The organism is Anaerotignum faecicola (assembly GCA_024460105.1).
GTDB lineage: Bacteria > Bacillota > Clostridia > Lachnospirales > Anaerotignaceae > JANFXS01.
The window spans coordinates 103,070-124,277 of the sequence record JANFXS010000007.1; the positions used below are offsets into that span (position 1 = coordinate 103,070).

Consider the following 21,208-nt stretch of genomic DNA (forward strand, 5'->3'; position numbering starts at 1 on the left):
GAAAATGGATTTTGCCATTACGGTTAAAGCTGTAATAATAAAAGACGGCAGATTTCTTCTTCTCAGGCGGTCTAAACGTGAAATGGAAAAAAGCTTTTTAAATCGGTATGAACCTTGGGATTTGCCGGGAGGCGGAGTCAGGTTTTTTGAAACTTCGCAAAAGGCTCTGTTCCGTGAAATAAGAGAAGAAACACAGCTTGATGTGCGGCTTATTGGAATTTTAAATGCATACGATGCGATTAAATCAAGGCTCCACATGCTTATACTTACATATATGTGCGAATATATTGGCGGCGAAGTAATTCTCAGCTGTGAACATGATTCATATTATTGGCTTACTGTAGAAGAAATGGAAAGTTTGGATGTTCCTAAATGGATGATAAGGATATTTAAATCAGCAGTTGAATATAAATACTAAAGCCCACTGGTATGTTAAGCTGCGTATGTAATAAAAAAACCAATGGGCTTTTTATTTTATAAATTTATATGTCTTATATGTCTCGTACTGAACCTTTGTCAACTATTTCCTGAGTTCCGTCTTTTCTCAAAATACGATATTTATTTTTAGTAGTATCGCTGTATTCCGGAACAAGGGCATATGGGCTGTATGCCATGTCTTCGATTACTGCAACTTTTTCACCCGTAGCGTTATCAATTTTTTCGCTTACTATAAAGTAAAGCCATTCAGGGCTCCATTTTAATGTTGCGGGAATTGTTCGTTCGGCAATAACTGAGTATGTGTCGTCTGCCGGTACAGACTTATTGGCTGTGTCGCTTGACTTTAGGTAACGCTGATACAAGGTAATTAAAAGTTCCGAATTAACAGGATCTTGGATGGCAATGTCTGCATCCATATCTATTCTGCGCCAATCGCTGGGGGACGTTTGGTTTTGGCTGTCCCATGCAAGATTCCAATCTGTGCGCACACGTTCAGGCAACACTCCAGCTTCTCTTAAATTTTCATTATCCCATATATAAAATTTATAATATGTACTGTTTTCAAAAGCTCCTATTTTCTGATTTATATTTTCCCTGACAACTATGAAATCTCTGTCAAGGGAAGGGGCTTTCGTGAGTTCCAGATTTTCTATTGTGGCCATTGGACCTATACTGTCAAGAAATGTAAAATTGTTTCCGTCTTGGGCATATGCCGATATATAAGAAACTGTAGGCCCTATTTCCGTAACAATTACCAGATCTTCATTGTTGTCGCCGGTTAAGTCGCCGTAGAAAGTCCTTATGCTCATGACTTCTTCCGGTTGGTACTGGTCGGAAACTCCGGCATCATTAAGAACTATCTCGGCAATTTTTTTTCGTGATTCGGGATTTTCGCGGTCTCTTACAAGATCCAGTGTGAGTATGTCGGTAACGCCGTAAATCTTTACTACCATTAATACTAAAAACAGCGTTATAAGTCCGGCAGATATAAGCCTTTTATTTTTCAATTTAACACCTCCTCTAGCTATTTACATGATATTCGTACTGAGTAGTTTATATTACATCAAATAATATCGGCATTATTCCGATTTATTTTGACCTGTGGGAAAAGTTATGTTAAAATAATTAATTATTGTATAATATCGATTTTTGAAAGGATGATTAAAATTGAATAAAAATCCAATAGTTACAATGAAAATAAACGGTGAAGACACATTAAAAATTGAATTATATCCTGAAATTGCCCCAAATACAGTTAATAATTTCATTTCTCTTATTGAAAAGGGGTATTACAACGATCTTACTTTCCACAGGATTATAAGCGGATTTATGATTCAGGGAGGATGCCCGGAGGGCACTGGAATGGGAGGCCCGGGCTATACAATCAAAGGCGAGTTCGGACAAAATGGTTTTGAAAACAGCCTGAAACATGAACCGGGCGTTATTTCTATGGCGCGTGCGATGAACCCGAATTCAGCCGGCAGCCAGTTCTTTATTATGCACAAAGCCGCCCCTCATCTCGACGGAGCGTATGCGGCTTTCGGAAAAGTAATCGAGGGAATGGAAATTGTAGATAAAGTGGCAAATGTTAAAACCGGCAGGGGAGATATGCCGGTTGAGCCTCAGGTTATTACCGAGATAACAGTTGAAAAATTCGGCGAAGAGTATCCTGAACCAGAAAAGATGTAATTGAATTTGAAAAAGCCGGAAAACTAATCTAAATTAGATTTCCGGCTTTGCAAAGTTACTATTTGCGCGGCGTAAAACATGCAGAGGATAAAAATATTATCTCGGTAAATTGAATTACGCGTTCAAAATTAAAATCAGAAAGTTTTAATAGGGTCCGAAAAAGGGATTATTTGCGTTTGAAAGATTTGCAATCTGTACATTGATCCTGTGTAGGATTAATTTCATGAGTACCGATTGTAATTGCGTTAAGCGAACAATAGTTTTCGCTGCCGCAGTGATGCGCGCACTGCTGAACCGTACATGCTATACAAGTGTTTTTAGCCATGAATAATTACCTCCTTTCAATGGTATATTTATATTATGTCCGTAAAAGGAGATTTTATTTTATTAATTTAAAAAACAGGAGGATATAAATATGGAAAAGTCCAAGGTATATTTTACCAATTTGAGGGCTAAGCCCGGTGAAAACCTTTTGCAGAAGCTGGACAAGCTTGTCAGGGCGGCAGGCATTGAAAATATAGATTTTAATAAAAAGTTTACAGCCATTAAAATACACTTTGGGGAACCGGGCAATTTGGCCTATCTTCGGCATAATTATGCCAAAGTTATAGCAGATTTAGTTAAAAGCCTCGGAGGGAAGGTTTTTTTAACTGACTGCAATACTTTATATGTAGGAAGAAGGAAAGATGCAATAGAGCATATGGAAGCGGCATATGAAAATGGATACAGTCCGTTCACAACGGGATGTCATGTTATAATTGCAGACGGAATAAAGGGGCTTAATGAAGTTAACGTTCCTATAAACGGCGAATATGTCAAAGAAGCAAAGATCGGAGCCGCTATTATGGAAGCTGACATTATAATATCGTTGAACCATTTTAAAGGGCATGAACAGGCAGGATTCGGCGGCGCAATTAAAAATCTTGGAATGGGTTCCGGAAGCCGTGCAGGAAAGATGGAAATGCATAGCGACGGAAAACCTTTTATTTCCGCGAAAAGATGTATTAGCTGCGGAAAATGCGCATCAATTTGTGCTCATAGCGCAATAAGTTTTCCTGAGAAGAAAGCAAAAATTGATACAGACAAGTGTGTTGGATGCGGAAGATGCATATCTGTCTGTCCTGTTGACGCCGTTAAACCCGATTACGGTGTATCCGTGGAGTCATTTAATTGTAAGATGGCAGAATATGCATATGCAGTTGTCAAAGACAGGCCGTCTTTCCACATAAATATGCTTATTGATGTTTCTCCATACTGCGACTGCCATGCAGAAAACGATCTTCCTTTAATACCGGATGTAGGAATGTTTGCATCTTTTGATCCTGTCGCTATTGATGCCGCTTGTGCCGATATGGCGAATAAACAGCCTGTTATACATGGATGCGCTCTTGAACAAGAGTCTGGCGATCATTTTAATCATATGCATCCGACAACCGATTGGAGAGGCTGTCTTGTTCATGCAGAAAAAATTGGCGTCGGCACAATGGATTATGAGTTGATAGAGATTTAATAAAATATTTTGATTGAAAAGTACGGCATGTTTGTGCCGTATTTTTTATGTATTTTTATACTGAAATTAGCAAAGTTACACACGGTTATAATCGGCAGCAGCAGAGAAACAGCCGCTTTCCGCAAGGTTCTCTTGGCTTAAGTGTCTTTGAGTTGCTATTGCGGCAAGCGTATGCAATGACGAAATACGGAAAATCTTCCATGCAAGGCATGTGTACTGTTGCAATCCGGAATTATCTTATAATTTTTTGCAAATGTTTATAGAGGAATAGAAAATTCTTGTAATATCCGCGTCTTTACGGGTTCAGATTGTATATTCGAATATTGCCGCATAATTTCGTTTTGTAGAGTTTGGCGCTATTTTACCGACGCAAACAAAACAATATGTATAGTAAGCGTTGTAATGCAAAAAAATAATTTATAACCGCCTTGTTTACATTTTTTATTTAAAATTTATTTCATAATGTGTAAAAAAAATAAGTTTATTTCGTATTTATGACTGATGTTAGGTTTTATGGAAATAAATATTATAATTGTGTATAATAATGGCATAATTTATAAATAAAATGGAGGTATTGGTTATGTTTTGCAAACAATGTGGCAAAGAAATTGAAAATGGGGCTCGGTTTTGTGGAAATTGTGGAGCAAAATTCGACGATAGTCAAAATTCAAAAACAAATTCAGAAAACAGCAGAAAAATACCAACAGGGTCCGACAGCGGCAGCAGCCAGGTTAAAAAGGAAGGAAAGAAAAAAGGATGCCTAATAACTGTAATTGTAATATTGGTAATAATAGCAGTTTTGGTTTCATTGGGTTCAAAAGGCACAAGCAGTAATCCCGACGGCAGTGCATCAGGTTCTGAAAGCAGTGGAGTTGAAAGTAATTCGTTTGTTGATGTTGCCGGGGTATCTGAAGAACAGCAGACGGCAATTATAGATACTTTAAAGCAATGCGGCATTGAAGAAATTGATGATATTGTACATAATGAAGAAGCCGACAGCGGAGATATTAAATGCTACATATTAGAAACGGAATATTCATCAAAAGGGGTAGTTTTACTGTATCTGAATAATGGTACTGTTGGGGGAGTTACATATAATGGCGAAGCGGTTTATAAGGATGGCGCAGTAGTTACAACTCCAAATGATATTATCAACAGGCCGGATCTTGAGGTATTAAATACATCAACAGAAAGTGACGGCATGTTTAGCTATATAACCGGAGAAATAAGAAATAACTCAAATAAAACATATTCATACGCACAAGTTACAATAAATCTGTATAACGGAGAAACACAAATCGGCTCAACTTTAGACAATATTAATAATCTTGAGCCGGGTACAGTATGGAAGTTCAGAGCCTTAGTAACAGATCAGTCATGTACGGCGTATAAAATTGTTGAAGTTACAGGTTTCTAGCAGATATTATATCAAAAATATTTTAATCTATGATTTTCTAAAATCATTCTTAAACTGAATAAAATTAAATTATAAAAACATAATTTCGATTAAAAAGGGACGTTACTGCGATACGTTCCTTTTTTACTGAAATTAAAAAGCAGATATTCTGAAAAGCAGACACAAATTGACTATACAGAAAGAAAAAGTATTTTAAAATAATAAGCTATAAAGATTTTCGGCGGTTTTTAATATATAAAATTTTAGCAGGCAGCAAAAGATATGCGTTTAAATCAAATATTGAAAATTTAGAAAAAAGTCAATATTGAAAAATGAATATTCGTCAAGATTTTTAATAAATACATGTGGTCTAATATTTTTTAAAGGCGATGTGAACCGCCGGATAAAAACAATGGCAATAGTATTTTTTATGCTAAGAATAAGTATAAAAGGTTAGATTGAAAGTTTTGATGACGGTAAATTATCTTGGAAGAAGAACATATGACGTTTTATATTAACTAAAAAATATATTTGACGGTTAAATAAGACTTTATGACGGGAATTGAGAATTTGCCGTTATATTATCAACATGGGGAATTACAGTAAAAATAAATATATGGCCGTTGATGGACGAAATTTAAGATGAACGGGAATATTATTCGGATTATCATGCGTGCAAATTATTCGGAAAAGAACGAATTAGGTCAACAATACTGATATATATCAGTATTGTTTTTTGTATAAAATTGATGAAAATATATTTTTTTTGTTTGGCTAAAAGGATATTTATAACATATGTAGAATATAAATTTATAAAGTTGGTTGGACATATGTTCAAAGACTTTATAGTATTATAAACAAATTTATACTATATAAATAACATTGGAGGTAGGCTTATGAAAACTTATGCGACAGGTGAAATCAGAAACATTGTGGTATTGGGTCACAGCGGATGCGGTAAAACATCAGTCACAGAATCAGCCCTTTATTTCTCAGGCGTGACCAAAAGGTTTGGCAAGGTTACAGAGGGAAATACCGTAAGCGACTATGACCCGGAAGAGATTAAAAGAAAAGTTTCCATACAAAGCTCAATAATCCCTGTAGAATGGCTTAACACAAAAATCAATTTTATTGATACGCCGGGCTATTTTGATTTCGTAGGCGAAGTTAGGGCGGCTTTAAGCGTTGCGGACGCAGCTTTGATTGTCGTTTCTGGAAAATCAGGGCCGGAAGTAGGTACGGAAAAAGCATGGGATTATTGCGAAGAATACAATATGCCTAGAATGGTATTGGTTAATCAGATGGATGACGATAATGCCGACTTCAATGTTGCTCTTGGCCAGATGCGTAAAAAATTCGGTAAAGCAATAGCTCCGTTCCAAATACCTTTACGCGATGATGAAGGAAAATTTATAGGTTTTATTAATTGTATAGAAAGAGAAGCGCGCCTTATTCAAGACAGCAAAGCGGGTAAAATACTTGTGGAGGCTGAAGTTCCGGAAATTATGATGGGCGAAGTTGAAAGCCTCAGAGGAATGTTAATTGAAGCAGCAGCCGAAGCGGACGATGAACTGCTTGAAAAATATTTTAATGATGAAGAATTAACTCAAGATGAAATATATAGAGGGCTTAATGCCGGTATTAAGAGCGGGGCTGTCGCTCCCGTACTTTGCGGCGCCGTAACTTTAGGATACGGGATAAAAGTTCTTATGAATGCGATAGTTAAGTATATTCCGGCGTCGAATATATGCAGACCTGTAATTGAATGCGATGATTTCAAAGTTGGAGGAAAGGTTGAAAGAAGAAACGATGTCGACGACCATTTTTCAGCCTTTGTATTTAAAACAATAGCAGACCCATATATAGGAAGGCTTAATATTTTCCGTGTAATGAGCGGTAAATTAACAAAGGATATGACAATTTATAACCCAAATAAGGATACGCTTGAGAAAGCTTCACATATATATGTTGTAAGGGGAAAGGAGCAAATTGAAGTTGACGAACTTTGTGCCGGAGATATTGGCGCGCTTTCAAAACTTACGAATACTACAACCCAGGATACGCTTTGTTCTAAAGATTTCCCTGTTGTACTACCTAAGATTAATTTCCCTGAGAGCGTACATTCTATGGCAATAAAACCAAAAGGAAAAGGCGACGAGGATAAAATATCTGCCGCCCTTACGAAACTACGCGAGGAAGATCCTACAATAAAAACCGAAGTCAATACGGAAACAAAACAGTCGTTAGTGTATGGCATAGGCGAACAGCATCTTGATATACTCATTGAAAAACTGAAAAATAAATATAAGATTGAAGCTGAGCTTGAAGAACCTATCATTCCGTTTAGGGAAATGATTAAGTCCCGTGTTGAAGTAAGGGGCAAATATAAGAAACAGTCCGGAGGGCATGGGCAGTATGGAGACGTACTTATGGTTTTTGAACCGTCAGGAGATTTGACTCAACAATATGTTTTTGAAGAAAAAATATTTGGCGGTTCTGTTCCGAAAGCATACTTCCCCGCTGTTGAAAAAGGAATTCAGGAGTGTATTAACAACGGCGTTCTTGCCGGATATCCTGTTGTAGGTTTAAAGGCCACGCTTATTGACGGAAGCTATCACCCTGTAGATTCAAGTGAAATGGCTTTTAAAATGGCAACTGCAATGGCTTTTAAAGACGGTCTTGCGCAGGCGAAACCTACAATACTTGAACCGATAGGTAAGGTAGAAGTTCTTATGCCTGAAAAATATATGGGCGATATAATGGGAGATATTAATAAAAGACGCGGCCGTATACTTAAAATGGATCCTGAAGGGAAAAACATGCGTATTTTTGCAGAAGTTCCGCTTAGTGAAATGTATAAATACTGCACGGATCTCAGATCCATAACTCAAAGCCGTGGGGAATATAACTGTAAATTTGAAAGGTATGAAGAAGCGCCTATTGAAATACAGCAGAAAGTAATTGAAAAAAGAAAAAAAGAAACTGAAAATAAATAATATCAAAATATAAAAAAACAGGCCGATAAATCGCGGCCTGTTTTTTTATACTCAATTTAAAGTTAAGACTGTAGAATGGATTTATAATTTCATTACATAATTTAAACTGATGTATTTTATTAATTTTTACAAAAGGATTGAAAAATATGTGTTATTATAATTTCAAATTTATTGACATCAATTCCATTAATTGGTATACTAAACCAAAGTTTTAAGGAAGGGGTTTTGTTGAGATTCTAAGTTTTGCCAATTACTTATTATTTATATGCAGAGGTTAAAAGGAGGAGTTTTATGACGTCTGGGAATGTTAAAAAGGCTGGTTTTGCCGCGATGTTTTCGGTTGCTTCAGTTTGGTTTACAACACATGCCGGGGCAGGGTTTGCGACAGGTAATCAGGCATGGCAGTATTATGCCATATACGGTGTTCCGGGGATGATTTTCCCGCTTGTTTCGATGGGTATTTTATCTTTTGCTCTTTATGAACTTATGTTAATGAGCCAGCTTATTAATGCGAGGAGCTACGGCGATGTTATGAGGTGCCTTTTCAGGCCTCATGAAAAGTTATACATACTGTTTGAGGTGTTTAACTACTGTATAGTGCTTGCGGCAGTAGGAGGGGTTATTTCTGCGGCAACGGGAATGATACAGGAAATTATACCGATGCATATAATATTTGCAACAATCGTTGTCGGAGTTATGTTATTTATCTTAATTATATTTGGCGCTGATCTTGTCAGAAAAGTTTCTACAATACTTGGTATTCTTATTATTGTATCAGGGTTTACTATTTATATTATTGGATTTATTAAGAGTATTGACGTTGTAGGTGCGGCGGTTTCAGCTATGGACGCCCCTAGCGGGTGGATTTATCCATTATGGAGAGCTATAATTTATTGTGGTTTCCAGTGTGTTGCGGTTCCGGCAGTTATCGCATGCTGCGAACATCTCAATACCAAAACAAGCATAAAAGGCGCTTCGTTTATCGGGTTTTTGATGAATGGTTTTGGAGTTGCTCTTGCGGTATGGATGCTGGTAGGTTGGAAAGACGGAATTTTGGAAGCTAATGCAATTACACTCCCAAATCTTTATGTATGCGAGCAGCTTGGGATAAGCTTTTTATTCTATTTTTATAAAATATGTTTGTTCTGCTGTTTAATATCGACAGGTGTGTCATGCATTTTCGGTATTGTAGTAAGGCTTGAAAATTCAATTTTTAAAAATTCCAAAGGCGTTATGAGCGATATATTTGTACGTCGTATATTTATATCAATAGTTGCTATTTTAGTTTGTATGGGTATTTCTTCATTTGGACTTACAAAAATTGTTTCGGTCGGCTATAAATACTGCGGTTATCTTGCCTTGGTTATATGCGTTATACCGGCTCTTACTATTGGGCATAAGAAAAATAAGGATATGCTTAACAGTGGAAATACCGGTTTAATTATAAAAGAATAATATTAACGGAATTTTGCATATAAAATAATAAGTGATTTTAAACAAGATGCGGAAACACTGCATCTTGTTTTATTTAGGAGGATATTAAATGTTGAGTTTGTTTGATTCGCACTGCGACACAGTATGCAAAGCATATGAAAGCAATATGGAATTATTTGAAAATAATCTTCATATTGATCTTAAACGCATGCGTCAATTTAATTCTATGGTTCAGATCTTTGCCGTATGGTTGGATAAGAAGTATTTATGCGATGCGTTTAACGAAACAAACAGAAGGCTTGATTTTTATTATGAACAAGTTAAAAGAAACGAAAATATAATTTCGCACTGCAATAAATATTCGGATATTATAGAATGTAGGAAAAACGGTAAAATTGGAGGGATACTTTCGCTTGAAGGCGGAGAAGCTATAGAAGGCAGTTTGGAAAAATTACGTTTTTTCTATAACAGGGGCGTACGCGCAATGACGCTCACATGGAATTATAAAAATGAAATAGGCTGTGGGGCAGGCGTTAAAAGTGGCGGTATATCGGAGTTTGGATTTGAAACAATAAAAGAAATGGAAAAATTAGGCATGATTATAGACGTTTCACATTTAAATGACGATAGTTTTTGGGATGTTGCAAAATTTGCTTCAAGACCGTTTATTGCAAGCCATTCAAATTCCAGAAAGAAAACAAATGTTAAAAGGAACTTAACGGATGCTCAGTTAAAAGCGGTTGCAAATTCTGGCGGAGCGGTTGGAATTAATTTGTGCCCTGTTTTTTTAAGCAGGAAGCCAAGAGCCGCGATAAATGACGTACTTATACATATAGAGCATATGGTTAAAGTTTTTGGAGTTGATTATATCGGGTTTGGGTGCGATTTCGACGGTATTGATGATACTCCTGCTGGAATTGATGATATTTCGTGCCTTAAAAGCCTGTTTGAGTCCATAGAAAAAAGATTTGGCGAAACGGCGGCCGAAAAAATTTGTTATAAAAATTTTATGAGAGTGTTGTCAAAAATTATTTGAATATATGCGGAATTTTATGTTTTTTTGAAATGCATAAGATGTTTTTATCAATTCCATATATAATAAAATTAACGGCGGTTCAGATTAAAATATATTGGTCAAAATTTATTGCAAAACAGATTTTTATGGTATAAAATGTTAAATGTGATTTTAAGGATAAAATATTTTGAGGTGATTATATGGAATTATCTAAAAGGGCTCTAAGCATTAAACCGTCGACAACCCTTGTTATAACGGCAAAAGCAGGGGAGCTTAGGGAAGCGGGGAAAGATGTTGTCGGTTTTGCGGCAGGCGAACCTGATTTTGATACTCCGGAACATATAAGGAACGCGGCTGTCGAGGCAATTAACTGTGGATTTACAAGGTATACTCCGGCGTCTGGAACTATGGAACTTAGAAAGGCGGTTTGCAAAAAGCTTAAGGAAGATAACGGCCTTGAATACGAACCCGGGCAGATTGTTGTTTCAAACGGTGCAAAACATTCTTTAACCAATACGTTTATGGCAATACTTAACGATGGCGATGAAGTTATTATACCTGCTCCATACTGGCTAAGCTATTCTGCAATGGTAACAATCGCAGGCGGCGTTCCGATAATCGTACAGACAAAAAAAGAAAACAATTTTATGCTTACAAGAGAAGAGCTTGAAAAGGCATATACAGATAAAACGAAGGCAATCATGCTCACAACGCCCTCAAATCCGACCGGCATGATTTCATCAGAAGCCGACCTTAAGACTATTGCCGACTTTGCGGTTGAAAAAGATCTGCTTGTAATTTCAGATGAAATATATGAAAAGCTGATATACAATAAAGACAAAAAGCATATAAGCATCGCTTCTTTAGGAAAAGAAATTTATGACAGGACAATAGTAATTAACGGGGTTTCAAAAAGCTATGCCATGACAGGGTGGAGAATAGGATATTCTGCAAGTTCTCCGGCAATTGCAAAATGTATCGGTTCGCTTCAAAGCCACATGACGTCAAATGCCAATTCTGTGGCGCAAAAGGCCGCATTGGCTGCCCTTACGGGCTCACAGGAATGTGTTGAACAAATGAGAAAAGAATTTGAAAAACGCTGTGATTATATATACGAAAGAGAGGAAGCTATACCTTTAATTTCGGCGCTTAAACCTGAAGGCGCGTTTTATCTTTTTATAGATGTTTCAAAAACTTTTGGAAAAAGATATAACGGTTTAGAGATAAAATCGGCCGCTGATTTTGCATCTTTGCTCCTCGAAAATAAACTTACGGCAGTTGTTCCATGTGCTGATTTCGGTATGCCGGAGTATATAAGGCTTTCATATGCAATATCAATGGAAAATATTAAAAAGGGTATGGACAGGATAGAAGAATTTGTTAAAGAATTAGAGTAATTCATTTATGCATAATTATAATTAAAAAACGGAGGTAACGGCATGAGCTATGAAACTATTGACAGTCAATGTGTTTATAAGGGGAAAGTAATGGAAATTCATAAGGATAAAGTTGTAATGCCCAACGGAAATGTTACTGTCAGGGAAACTGTTGTAAGAGGCCATGCCGTTGGCATTATTCCCGTTGACGAAAACGGAAATATTATATTTGTGCGCCAATACCGCCATGCGGCAAGGGACTTTATTTTGGAAATTCCGGCCGGAATGATTGAAAAAGGTGAAGAACCCGTTGAAGCCGCAAAAAGGGAATTGGAAGAGGAAACCGGATATAAGTGCGAAACGCCGTATTTTATAAGCGATTCATATATGGCAATAGGAATATGTACCGAAAAAGTGTATCTTTATATAGCCGAAAATTTAGAAAAAGGCGCTCCCAATCCGGATCCTGATGAATTTATAGAGCTTGAAAGGCACAGCGTAAATGAAGCCGTTGAAATGATATTTTCAGGCAAAATACATGATATTAAAACAATGGCGGCAATTTTGGCATATAAAGAGTATAAAAGCGGTAAGTGATGAAAATATTTCATGTTAAACAAATAATTTAAAACGATCGTGCTGATAATATTAACTATTAACAGCAATTATACAAAACCAGAAGTTAATTTGTTTAAAGGGGGAAAACAATATGGCAACACCGTTAGAATTAAGAAATGAATTGTTGGCCGAAAGGATTATAAAAGGCCTTAAAAAGCGCAATATGGAAGGATACTACTGTCCTACAGCTCAGGAAGCCGTTAAAAAAGCCCTTGAACTTGTGCCGGAAGGCAGTTCTATGACATGGGGCGGCACAATGTCTGTGAGGGACATAGGGCTTGCAAAAGCTTTTATCGAAGGCAATTATGATGTTTTTGATCGTGATACATGCGACGATCCTGTGAAGCTTCAGGAAGGCATGAGAAAAGCTTTTTCGATGGATTGGTTCATTACAAGCACAAATGCAATTACCGAGGACGGCGAGCTTGTTAATATTGACGGATTGGGAAACAGGGTTGCGGCAATTACATTCGGGCCTAAAAATGTACTTTTTATTGTTGGTTTAAATAAGGTTACTCAGGATTTGGACAGTGCATTCAAAAGGGCAAGAAGCACGGCGGCGCCGATTAACGCCGCAAGGTTTGATATTAAAACGCCTTGCCGTGTCGACGGTACATGCCATGACTGCAATTCTCCTGAATGTATTTGCTGCAGTATGCATGTTTTAAGACATTCAAAAATTCCAAACAGAGTTAAAGTTATACTTGTCGGCGAACCGCTTGGATATTAAAATATAGCATATATCATAAAAAGGCATAAAACCTGTTATTTTGGGTATATGCCTTTTTTGTATTTTATATAAAAAATTAATGATTATGTCTGCAAACAGTTTACTTTTTTTTGAAAAACATTTATAATTTTCATGTAGTCTGTAATTTTAAATAAAATTTTATGAAATGATATTGTAAAATTTTAACTGTATTTACAGCATAGCATCTGTACTTTTGTTTGGATTTCTGTTACAAACATCTTAAATTATTTTACAACATAATAAATAATTGGTGATATAAGGGCTTTTTGAATGAAAGGTGATTAATATATGGAAGACAACGGCAGAGGAAAAGTTCCGGAAGACCTTAAAGAAATATTATATAATAAACTCTTGCATAACCCTTTTTTAGGAATTAATATAACCGACGGAAACGGCAGGGTGTTGTTTCTGAATGAGGCGCAGGGGCGGATAACAGGCCAGCATTACAGTAAATATATGGGAAAAACCATGTTTCAGGTTGAAAAAGAAAAAACGGTAACGAATTCCGCAACTGTAAGCGTACTTAAAAGCCAGAGTGAGGTTATGCTTACGCAGAAAGTATCGAACGGAAAAGTATTTCAAGTTCAGGGCGTGCCTATAAAGGACGAAACAGGTAAAATAAAGTATGTTCTTAATTACCTTCTTGACGTTTCCGAACTGGCTCAGATAAAAGAGAAAATATCAGAAATTGAAGCTTACAAAGAAAAGCTTGAAAACGAATATGAAAACCTAAAAAAAACGCTTGATAAAAAAGGCAATCTTGTTTACCAAAGCAATATAATGCAGAAAATAGTTGAACGTGCAAAAAAGGTTGCGGAAAGCGACGTAACAGTTTTGATATTCGGCCCATCCGGTTCTGGGAAAGAGCATATAGCGGATATAATACACGCTGAAAGCAAGAGGAAAGATAAGGCGTTTGTTAAAATTAACTGTGCGGCAATACCCGAACAGCTTTTGGAATCTGAACTTTTCGGTTACGAGCCCGGGGCATTTACGGGAGGAAACCCAAAAGGAAAAAAAGGGCTTTTGGAAGTAGCGGACGGCGGATCGCTTTTACTTGATGAAATAGGGGAACTTCCGTTAAGTTTGCAGTCAAAACTTCTAAGGGTTCTTCAGGATCATGAAGTTAGGCGTATTGGCGGGAGCAGAACGATAAATGTAGATTTCAGGCTTATCGCTTCAACAAACGCGCCATTGCGTGAAATGATTGCCGAAAAGAAATTCAGGGAAGACTTATATTACAGGCTTAATGTAATTGAAATTGCTATTCCCGGGCTTGATAAAAGGCGTGAAGACATACCTCTTATTGTAGAACACTTTATAAGGCTTTTTAATGCAAAGTACGGTACTTCGAAAACTATAGACAGCGATGCAATCAAATATCTTGCGGGAGAAGATTATCCGGGAAATGTGCGCGAATTGCGGAATATAGTTGAAAGGCTAATAATTCAAAGTTCAGGCGACAGGATTACGCTTAGGGATGCATATGAAGCTTTAGGGATTATTAAAGTTAACGTAAGGGGAAACGATATATCTGTTAATTTTGAAAATATAATGGACGCCTCTTTGAAGGATATGGTTGCAGAATATGAAAAGGCGATTTTAACGGAGTATATGAAAATTTACGGAAGCGGAACGGCAGTTGCTAAGAAACTTAAAGCAGATCAATCTACGATTTCAAGAAAACTTGCAAAGTATAAAATAAATTAAATATGTAAATATGCATATTATGATTTTTTTCAAAACAGCTTTTTTTAATTGGTTTTAAGACAAAATAAAATCCTTATTTTATTTTTCAATGTAAATATGCATATATTTTATTTTTTTAAAACTTAAGAGCATTAACAGTTAATTCCTTTACAATTAAAAAATATTGCAATTTTCGACTTAATGTCTTTAAATATTCTGAAATTTATATTGTTTTATTTTTATTATTAGAATTAATTTAATATTGGCACCGTATTTGCTGTGTATAAAAAAGCAAAAAATCTTTACCCTTATAAATTGCGTGTATTGTGATGTTTCTGCAATATCATATACCGTTTAATTATAAGGGAAAATGTTTACTCTCCATAAACAGCGGAAACGGCCCGAAATTATCAGGCCGTTTCATGCGTTTTATAAAAAGTCAATGTCAACGCCATTTATATTTGCCGTTTCGCCATCATCAACGGGCACAATTATATATTTTTGGCCGTCTATAATCTGAGGCCTTATTTTTGCAGCCTTTTCTTCAGGACAATTTAATATGATTGCCGAATGTATATTTTTTTCGGAATTTATTTCTTCAAGTTCAGATTTTAAAGATTGTACTTGTTTTTGAAGTTCTTTTGTTTTTTCTTTTTGCTCATTTTCCGCAATAGCTTTTTCATCAATTAAGTTTTTAAAAAGAGGAGGGGCCTGTGTAAATTCACTTTCGTAAAGTTTTTCGATTTTTTCTTTTACATTTTCCGGTATATTGCTTTCGGATACAACTTTATGTATTTTCTCATTAGTCAAAACAAGCGCGTCATCATCAAGAGCTGTAAAAGAAACCATTTCTTCGGCAACGCTGTTTAAGTTTTTTTGTATTTCAATATATATATCGTCTTTTTCATCTTTTTGTTCTATTGAATCTTTAATTATAGAATTAAAGATTTCTTTTTCTTCGGCTATTGTCCTTTTCGGAATGCAGTTTAAAATATCCTCCATAAACTCACTGTGCGGCTTTTTTGCATTTTTTGTATAATACATAATTGAATGTATATCGCTGCTCCTATCGGTAAAAGCCGGAAAAACAAATCCTGTTTCGGGCATTTCTACAACCCAGTCCCTGTTTCGTACGCCAATACGGTTTTCATCTTCCCTGTATCCAAGTCCGGCTTCCGTAAGTTCAACAGGACAAACGGCGCATAGAATATATTCATAAACTTCTTCCGATTCGTCAAGTTTTGAGTTGTCGCTGCTTCTTGTTATTACATCGTAAGCATCATGGAAAATAAGAATCAGGTAATTTCCGGCATAATCGTAATTTTTTATTATTTGTTCATACAGCCTTTGAAGAAGCGCTTCATTTTTCAGTTTGCTGTCTTTAAGGCCATACAAGTATTTCTGCATGCTCATATCTTCATCTGTTGCGGAAAACTCAAGTTCAAGTATATTATTGCCTAATGTGCCGGAAAGAACTTTTTTTGCAATTTCAAGATATTTATAAAATTCGTCGTCCTCCAGATTTAAGAATGTTTCGTTGATGTTTAAAATAATATTTTTGTTGCCGTCAACATAGCATCCGCACATTTTTGTAAAAGTACATTCGTTTTTTTTCAAGCGTCGCTTTAATTCAAGTATATCTTTCTTTGTCATATTATTTTTCCTTTCGTAATGTTATAATCTCTGCATTGGAATATTTTTTATTTTTTCTTTATCAATGTATCTTAGGCAACAGGCAGTATACAGAAGTTGTGAATACCGGCGATGCAACAGCATAAAGAATGATATTAAAAACTGTAAAATTGTAAATATTGGAAACTTCCCCGTATTCCAAAATATATCTGCATGCCATACCGATTATCGTTAATAATGTTACTAAAAAATAAATTTTTTTGCCGTGATTTTTCCCGTAGGCGGTAACAAGCGATATTCCTATGGCTCCGTATGAAAACAGAAGTAAATATGCCTTCGGAAAATTAAGAGGAAACAGTTCGCTGCTTATGGAAAATAAAAACATCACGGTAATCCAGTATATATCATAATAACATTTTAAAGTAATTTTGGATATTTCTTAATAAACATATTTTTGTTTTTAGATATCCGTATTCCGACAATAACCGAAGTAATACATACAATTATGAATACAAAAATTAACAGACCTATTCCAATAAAGTACCGCCTCCGTTTGCCAGTATAACTGCAATAATAATTTTAGTATAAATGCCTGAAATGCCATACGCAAGAAAAAAATTAAAACTTTAATTTTTATAAAACTATATAAAGCACTAAAATACTTCAATTAAGAACTTCATTAATTAAACTTTGGAATATTTTATTTTAAGAGTAATGTCGTTTTTCGTTAAAAATTTTTTCTGTAGTTTTTCACTCCGATGGTGTATAATGATAACAATATGCATATATAAGTAGTTATGGAGGATTTTATGAATAAAAAAATAATGCTTGTTGACGGAAACAGTATTGTAAACCGCGCTTTCTACGGCGTTCCGTTGTTAACAAATTCAAACGGACAGTATACAAATGCCATTTATGGCTTTTTTAACATATTGTTTAAACTTATTGACGAAGACAAGCCGGATTATCTCGGAATAGCTTTCGATTTAAAAGCGCCGACATTTAGGCATATAAAATATGACGGCTACAAGGGTACAAGAAAAGGTATGCCCGATGAACTTGCGGAACAGATGCCTGCGCTTAAAGAACTTTTGTCCGCATTAAATATAAAGCAATATTCATTTGAAGGGTTTGAAGCGGACGACATACTCGGCACACTTTCAAGGATTGCCGAAGAAAACGGAATGGAAACTATTGTCGTTTCCGGCGACCGCGACCTTTTACAGATAGCAAGCGATAAACTGAAAGTAAGGATACCGAAAACAAAAGGCGGCAAAACTGAAACGGAAGACTACTATGCGGCCGATGTTATAGCAAAGTATGGAGTTACCCCTTCCGAATTTATCGACGTCAAAGCATTGATGGGAGATACGTCTGATAATATTCCCGGGGTCCCCTCTATAGGTGAAAAAACTGCAGTTAAAATTATACAGGAATTCAAAACTGTTGAAAACGCTATAGAAAATGTTGATAATATAAAACCTCAGAAAGCCTCCAAAAATTTGAAAGAGTTTCGAGAGCAAGCCCTGTTAAGCAAATTTTTGGCAACTATTGTAAGGGATGTTCCCGTGGAGCTGGATCTGGAACATATGCCGGTAATAGGAACGGCAATAAGTGACGAAGCGTACCAACTTATAAAAAAATACGAATTTAAATCTATGCTTAACAGATTTATAGTTAATAATAAGGAAGAAAATCAAACAAGTAAAAAATATAAAATTTTAAATTCAAAGTTTGAATTTAACGACTATATTTCAGGCATTAATAACGGAAATGAAGTGTCATATATACTTTTCTGCGAAAATGAAGAATTAGTCGGGGTAAGTATTTATTATGAAAACGGCGGAGGAGTTTTCGCGCCGATAGGAAATGAAATATCTCTTGAAAGCTTTAAAAAAATGTCCAAAGGTTTCTTTGAGAATGGTGAAATTATTAAAACCGGACATGATATAAAAAATGATATTTCGCTTCTAAGGAAAATCGGAATCGAACTAAAAGGAGCTGCTTTTGATACGGCAATAGCGGCTTATATTTTAAACCCAACAAGGGATACTTATTACTGCGACGACATAGCGTCGGAATTTCTTAAATTGTCCGTAAAAAGCGAGGAAGAAGTTTTAGGCAAAGGAAAAAGCAAAAGGCCGCTCCTTTCCCTAACTAATGACGAACTGTTGGAATTTGCCGCTGTACAGGCTGAAATAATAAGTATGGCCAAGCCTGTTATGGAAAAGCAGATTAAGGATAATAATCAGGAAAAGTTATTCTATGAAATTGAAATGCCTCTTCTTTTTGTGCTTAGCGATATGGAAAAATACGGCATTAAAGTTGATAAAGAGAAACTTTTAAAATACCAGTCGATGCTTGAAGCCGAATTGGAAACGATTACTAGCGAAATATACAGCCTGGCAGGAGAGGAGTTTAATATAAATTCACCTAAGCAGCTTGGCGTTATATTATTTGAAAAATTAGGGCTTAAAGGAAGCAAAAAAACAAAAACAGGCTATTCAACAGCGGCAGAAGTTTTGGAAAAATTAAAATTTGAAAGCCCTATAGTTGAAAAGATACTTTATTTCCGCCAAATTTCAAAATTAAAAAGCACCTATGCGGACGGGCTATTAAATGTTATGAATAAAGAAACCGAAAAAATTTATTCTACATTTAACCAGACTATAACCGCTACAGGGCGGATAAGCAGCACAGAGCCTAATCTCCAGAACATACCGGTACGTCTTGAGCTTGGAAGGGAGCTTAGGAAAGTCTTTATTCCGACAAACGATGAGTTTGTATTTCTTGACGCCGATTATTCGCAAATTGAATTGAGGGTATTGGCCGATATGGCGGACGACGAAACTCTTATAAACGCCTTTAAAGAGGGACAGGATATCCATAGGCTGACCGCCAGCCAAGTTCTTAACATACCTTTTGAAGACGTAACGTCTTTACAGAGGAGCAATGCAAAAGCAGTTAATTTCGGAATAGTATATGGAATTGGGGCTTTCAGCCTTAGCCAAGATTTAGGCATTACAAGAAAAGAAGCGGAAGAATATATAGAAAGTTATTTTCATAAATATCCGAATATTAAAATTTATATGGATACTACAATTAAAAATGCAAAGGAAAACGGATATGTTTCGACAATATTTGGAAGGAGAAGGCCGATGCCGGAATTAAGTTCGTCGAATTTTGTTCAACGTTCTTTTGGCGAAAGGGTTGCGATGAATATGCCGATACAGGGAAGCGCCGCTGATATTATAAAAATTGCAATGGTTAAAGTACACGACGCTTTAATAAAAAATAACCTGAAATCAAGGCTTATACTTCAAGTTCATGACGAACTTTTAATTGAAACTCATAAAGATGAAATAGACGCGGTTTCAAAACTTTTAAAAGAAAATATGGAAAATGCCGTGCATCTGAAAGTGCCTATGGTTGCAGATGTAAAAATCGGCAGAAGTTGGTATGAAACAAAATAAGAGGTGTTTTAATTGAAAATAATCGGTTTAACCGGCGGAACGGGAAGCGGCAAAGGAGTTGTCAACAGACTGTTATTTGATATGGGCGCTTTTATAATTGATTCTGATAAGATAGCGCATGACATAATATTAAAAGGGAAACCGGCTTATAATGAATTAGTCGGATATTTCGGCAGTTCTGTTTTGGACGGAGACGGGGAGATTATAAGGAAAAAGCTTGGGGAAATAGTGTTTAAAGACAAAGGCGAAAAGCTTGATTTTTTAAACAGCTGTACCCATAAATATATTTTTGAAGAGATTTCTATGGAATTGAAAAAAGCAGAATCGGAAGGAAAAACTGCCGTAATTGACGCGCCGCTTCTTCTTGAAGGCAATTTTAAGTCGTTATGCACTGAAGTGTGGGTCGTATATGCGGATGAAAGCACAAGGCTCAAGAGGATTATAGAACGCGACAAAATTGACGTCGAACATGGAAAAAACCGCATTGCTTCACAAAAGCCATGGAGTTATTACGAGAGCCATGCGGATGTGGTAATATATAACAGCGGCAGTATTGATGATTTGAAGGAGCAGGTTTATAAATATTATAAACCGTAACATATAGGAGAATAAGATGTTTTATTGCTTTAATTTTAAAAATTTTTTTAAAAAGCTTGTGATGACAATAATAGTTATCGGAGCTTTGGCCGCTATAGTAAGATACATAATACTGCCTTCGATATTTATCAGAAAATACGGCGAACTGGTAGAAAAATATTCGGCCGAATACGATTTGGACGAAAACCTTGTTTACGCGGTAATATTTGTTGAAAGCAATTTTGACGAATCTGCCGTTTCAGTTAAAGACGCAAAAGGCCTTATGCAGATTACGGACAGAACCGGAACATGGGGGGCGGAAGAAATAGGGATAGAAGGATTTTCTCCCGAAATGCTGTTTGAACCTGAGATAAATATACATATTGGGTGTTGGTATCTGAATGTACTATCAAAGCAGTATGATTTTGAAATTGAAACTGCCCTTGCAGCATATAATGCGGGAAGCGGCAATGTAAGCGGATGGCTTGAGGACGGCGAATATTCGTCGGATTTAAGGACGCTGCATACAATACCGTTTGAAGAAACTCAAAAATATGTTATGAAAGTGACGGCAATTAAAAAAGTTTATGATTATATATATTAAATTGGAGAAAA

17 protein-coding genes are annotated in these 21,208 nt (G+C 36.0%); 14 read left to right on the forward strand and 3 right to left on the reverse strand.

The features are described 5' to 3' along the window. Positions 1–4: 4 nt before the first annotated feature. The gene (locus NE664_11575) at positions 5–418 is read left to right on the forward strand and encodes an NUDIX domain-containing protein (protein MCQ4727283.1); all 414 of its coding nucleotides are present in this window, start codon (positions 5–7) and stop codon (positions 416–418) included. A gap of 73 nt (positions 419–491) precedes the next feature. On the opposite strand, the gene NE664_11580 is transcribed toward NE664_11575, so the two are convergent. Beyond that, positions 492–1,445: a hypothetical protein gene (locus tag NE664_11580; protein ID MCQ4727284.1), complete on the reverse strand. Its 954-nt coding sequence runs from the start codon at positions 1,443–1,445 to the stop codon at positions 492–494. A 184-nt stretch (positions 1,446–1,629) separates the two neighbouring features. Between NE664_11580 and NE664_11585 the strand changes: the two genes are divergently transcribed. Then, entirely contained in the window at positions 1,630–2,127 is a 498-nt protein-coding gene (locus NE664_11585) for a peptidylprolyl isomerase (GenBank protein MCQ4727285.1), read from the forward strand. A gap of 166 nt (positions 2,128–2,293) precedes the next feature. Here NE664_11585 and NE664_11590 read toward each other — a convergent pair whose 3' ends face one another. Next, complete coding sequence (locus NE664_11590; protein MCQ4727286.1) at positions 2,294–2,452, reverse strand: DUF1540 domain-containing protein; 159 nt, start codon at positions 2,450–2,452, stop codon at positions 2,294–2,296. Positions 2,453–2,542: 90 nt separating this feature from the next. Between NE664_11590 and NE664_11595 the strand changes: the two genes are divergently transcribed. The 9 genes from NE664_11595 (at position 2,543) to NE664_11635 (ending at position 14,933) form a co-directional block, all read left to right on the forward strand. Then, positions 2,543–3,637: a DUF362 domain-containing protein gene (locus NE664_11595; GenBank protein ID MCQ4727287.1), complete on the forward strand. Its 1,095-nt coding sequence runs from the start codon at positions 2,543–2,545 to the stop codon at positions 3,635–3,637. A 580-nt stretch (positions 3,638–4,217) separates the two neighbouring features. Beyond that, positions 4,218–5,054, forward strand: a complete 837-nt coding sequence (locus tag NE664_11600; GenBank protein MCQ4727288.1) for a zinc ribbon domain-containing protein — start codon at positions 4,218–4,220, stop codon at positions 5,052–5,054. 875 nt (positions 5,055–5,929) lie between these two features. Beyond that, positions 5,930–8,029 carry an elongation factor G gene (gene fusA / locus NE664_11605; GenBank protein MCQ4727289.1) on the forward strand — a complete coding sequence of 700 codons (2,100 nt, stop codon included), beginning with the start codon at positions 5,930–5,932 and terminating at the stop codon, positions 8,027–8,029. Between the two features lie 291 nt (positions 8,030–8,320). After that, the gene (locus NE664_11610; GenBank protein MCQ4727290.1) at positions 8,321–9,484 is read left to right on the forward strand and encodes a hypothetical protein; all 1,164 of its coding nucleotides are present in this window, start codon (positions 8,321–8,323) and stop codon (positions 9,482–9,484) included. An 88-nt stretch (positions 9,485–9,572) separates the two neighbouring features. After that, positions 9,573–10,499, forward strand: a complete 927-nt coding sequence (locus NE664_11615) for a dipeptidase (GenBank protein ID MCQ4727291.1) — start codon at positions 9,573–9,575, stop codon at positions 10,497–10,499. 179 nt (positions 10,500–10,678) lie between these two features. Then, positions 10,679–11,875, forward strand: a complete 1,197-nt coding sequence (locus NE664_11620) for a pyridoxal phosphate-dependent aminotransferase (GenBank protein MCQ4727292.1) — start codon at positions 10,679–10,681, stop codon at positions 11,873–11,875. 42 nt (positions 11,876–11,917) lie between these two features. Then, positions 11,918–12,451 (forward strand): NUDIX hydrolase, encoded by a 534-nt coding sequence (locus NE664_11625; GenBank protein MCQ4727293.1) that lies wholly within the window; start codon positions 11,918–11,920, stop codon positions 12,449–12,451. 112 nt (positions 12,452–12,563) lie between these two features. Further along, positions 12,564–13,202, forward strand: coding sequence for a lactate utilization protein (locus NE664_11630; protein MCQ4727294.1), 639 nt, complete (start codon positions 12,564–12,566; stop codon positions 13,200–13,202). A 309-nt stretch (positions 13,203–13,511) separates the two neighbouring features. Further along, on the forward strand, positions 13,512–14,933 hold the full coding sequence (locus tag NE664_11635) for a sigma 54-interacting transcriptional regulator (protein ID MCQ4727295.1): 1,422 nt from the start codon (positions 13,512–13,514) through the stop codon (positions 14,931–14,933). 408 nt (positions 14,934–15,341) lie between these two features. Here the strand turns inward: NE664_11635 and NE664_11640 are convergent, their stop codons facing one another. Continuing rightward, positions 15,342–16,565, reverse strand: coding sequence for a DUF4317 domain-containing protein (locus tag NE664_11640; GenBank protein MCQ4727296.1), 1,224 nt, complete (start codon positions 16,563–16,565; stop codon positions 15,342–15,344). 788 nt (positions 16,566–17,353) lie between these two features. Between NE664_11640 and polA the strand changes: the two genes are divergently transcribed. Genes polA through NE664_11655 form a run of 3 tightly spaced genes read left to right on the forward strand, consistent with a single transcriptional unit; the run spans position 17,354 to position 21,197 of the window. Continuing rightward, entirely contained in the window at positions 17,354–20,017 is a 2,664-nt protein-coding gene (gene polA / locus NE664_11645; GenBank protein MCQ4727297.1) for a DNA polymerase I, read from the forward strand. A gap of 12 nt (positions 20,018–20,029) precedes the next feature. Next, the gene (coaE, locus tag NE664_11650; protein MCQ4727298.1) at positions 20,030–20,614 is read left to right on the forward strand and encodes a dephospho-CoA kinase; all 585 of its coding nucleotides are present in this window, start codon (positions 20,030–20,032) and stop codon (positions 20,612–20,614) included. A 16-nt stretch (positions 20,615–20,630) separates the two neighbouring features. Next, positions 20,631–21,197 carry a lytic transglycosylase domain-containing protein gene (locus tag NE664_11655; GenBank protein ID MCQ4727299.1) on the forward strand — a complete coding sequence of 189 codons (567 nt, stop codon included), beginning with the start codon at positions 20,631–20,633 and terminating at the stop codon, positions 21,195–21,197. The last annotated feature ends 11 nt before the right edge of the window (positions 21,198–21,208 follow it).

Excerpts from the sequence above, each read along its gene's own strand:
- NE664_11625 (MCQ4727293.1), top strand. The coding sequence starts at position 11,918 with ATGAGCTATGAAACTATTGACAGTCAATGTGTTTATAAGGGGAAAGTA.
- NE664_11655 (MCQ4727299.1), top strand. The coding sequence starts at position 20,631 with ATGTTTTATTGCTTTAATTTTAAAAATTTTTTTAAAAAGCTTGTGATG.
- NE664_11595 (MCQ4727287.1), top strand. The coding sequence starts at position 2,543 with ATGGAAAAGTCCAAGGTATATTTTACCAATTTGAGGGCTAAGCCCGGT.
- NE664_11575 (MCQ4727283.1), top strand. The coding sequence starts at position 5 with ATGGATTTTGCCATTACGGTTAAAGCTGTAATAATAAAAGACGGCAGA.
- NE664_11635 (MCQ4727295.1), top strand. The coding sequence starts at position 13,512 with ATGGAAGACAACGGCAGAGGAAAAGTTCCGGAAGACCTTAAAGAAATA.
- NE664_11585 (MCQ4727285.1), top strand. The coding sequence starts at position 1,630 with ATGAAAATAAACGGTGAAGACACATTAAAAATTGAATTATATCCTGAA.
- NE664_11600 (MCQ4727288.1), top strand. The coding sequence starts at position 4,218 with ATGTTTTGCAAACAATGTGGCAAAGAAATTGAAAATGGGGCTCGGTTT.
- NE664_11640 (MCQ4727296.1), bottom strand. The coding sequence starts at position 16,565 with ATGACAAAGAAAGATATACTTGAATTAAAGCGACGCTTGAAAAAAAAC.
- polA (MCQ4727297.1), top strand. The coding sequence starts at position 17,354 with ATGAATAAAAAAATAATGCTTGTTGACGGAAACAGTATTGTAAACCGC.
- NE664_11610 (MCQ4727290.1), top strand. The coding sequence starts at position 8,321 with ATGACGTCTGGGAATGTTAAAAAGGCTGGTTTTGCCGCGATGTTTTCG.
- NE664_11620 (MCQ4727292.1), top strand. The coding sequence starts at position 10,679 with ATGGAATTATCTAAAAGGGCTCTAAGCATTAAACCGTCGACAACCCTT.
- NE664_11615 (MCQ4727291.1), top strand. The coding sequence starts at position 9,573 with ATGTTGAGTTTGTTTGATTCGCACTGCGACACAGTATGCAAAGCATAT.
- fusA (MCQ4727289.1), top strand. The coding sequence starts at position 5,930 with ATGAAAACTTATGCGACAGGTGAAATCAGAAACATTGTGGTATTGGGT.
- NE664_11590 (MCQ4727286.1), bottom strand. The coding sequence starts at position 2,452 with ATGGCTAAAAACACTTGTATAGCATGTACGGTTCAGCAGTGCGCGCAT.
- NE664_11630 (MCQ4727294.1), top strand. The coding sequence starts at position 12,564 with ATGGCAACACCGTTAGAATTAAGAAATGAATTGTTGGCCGAAAGGATT.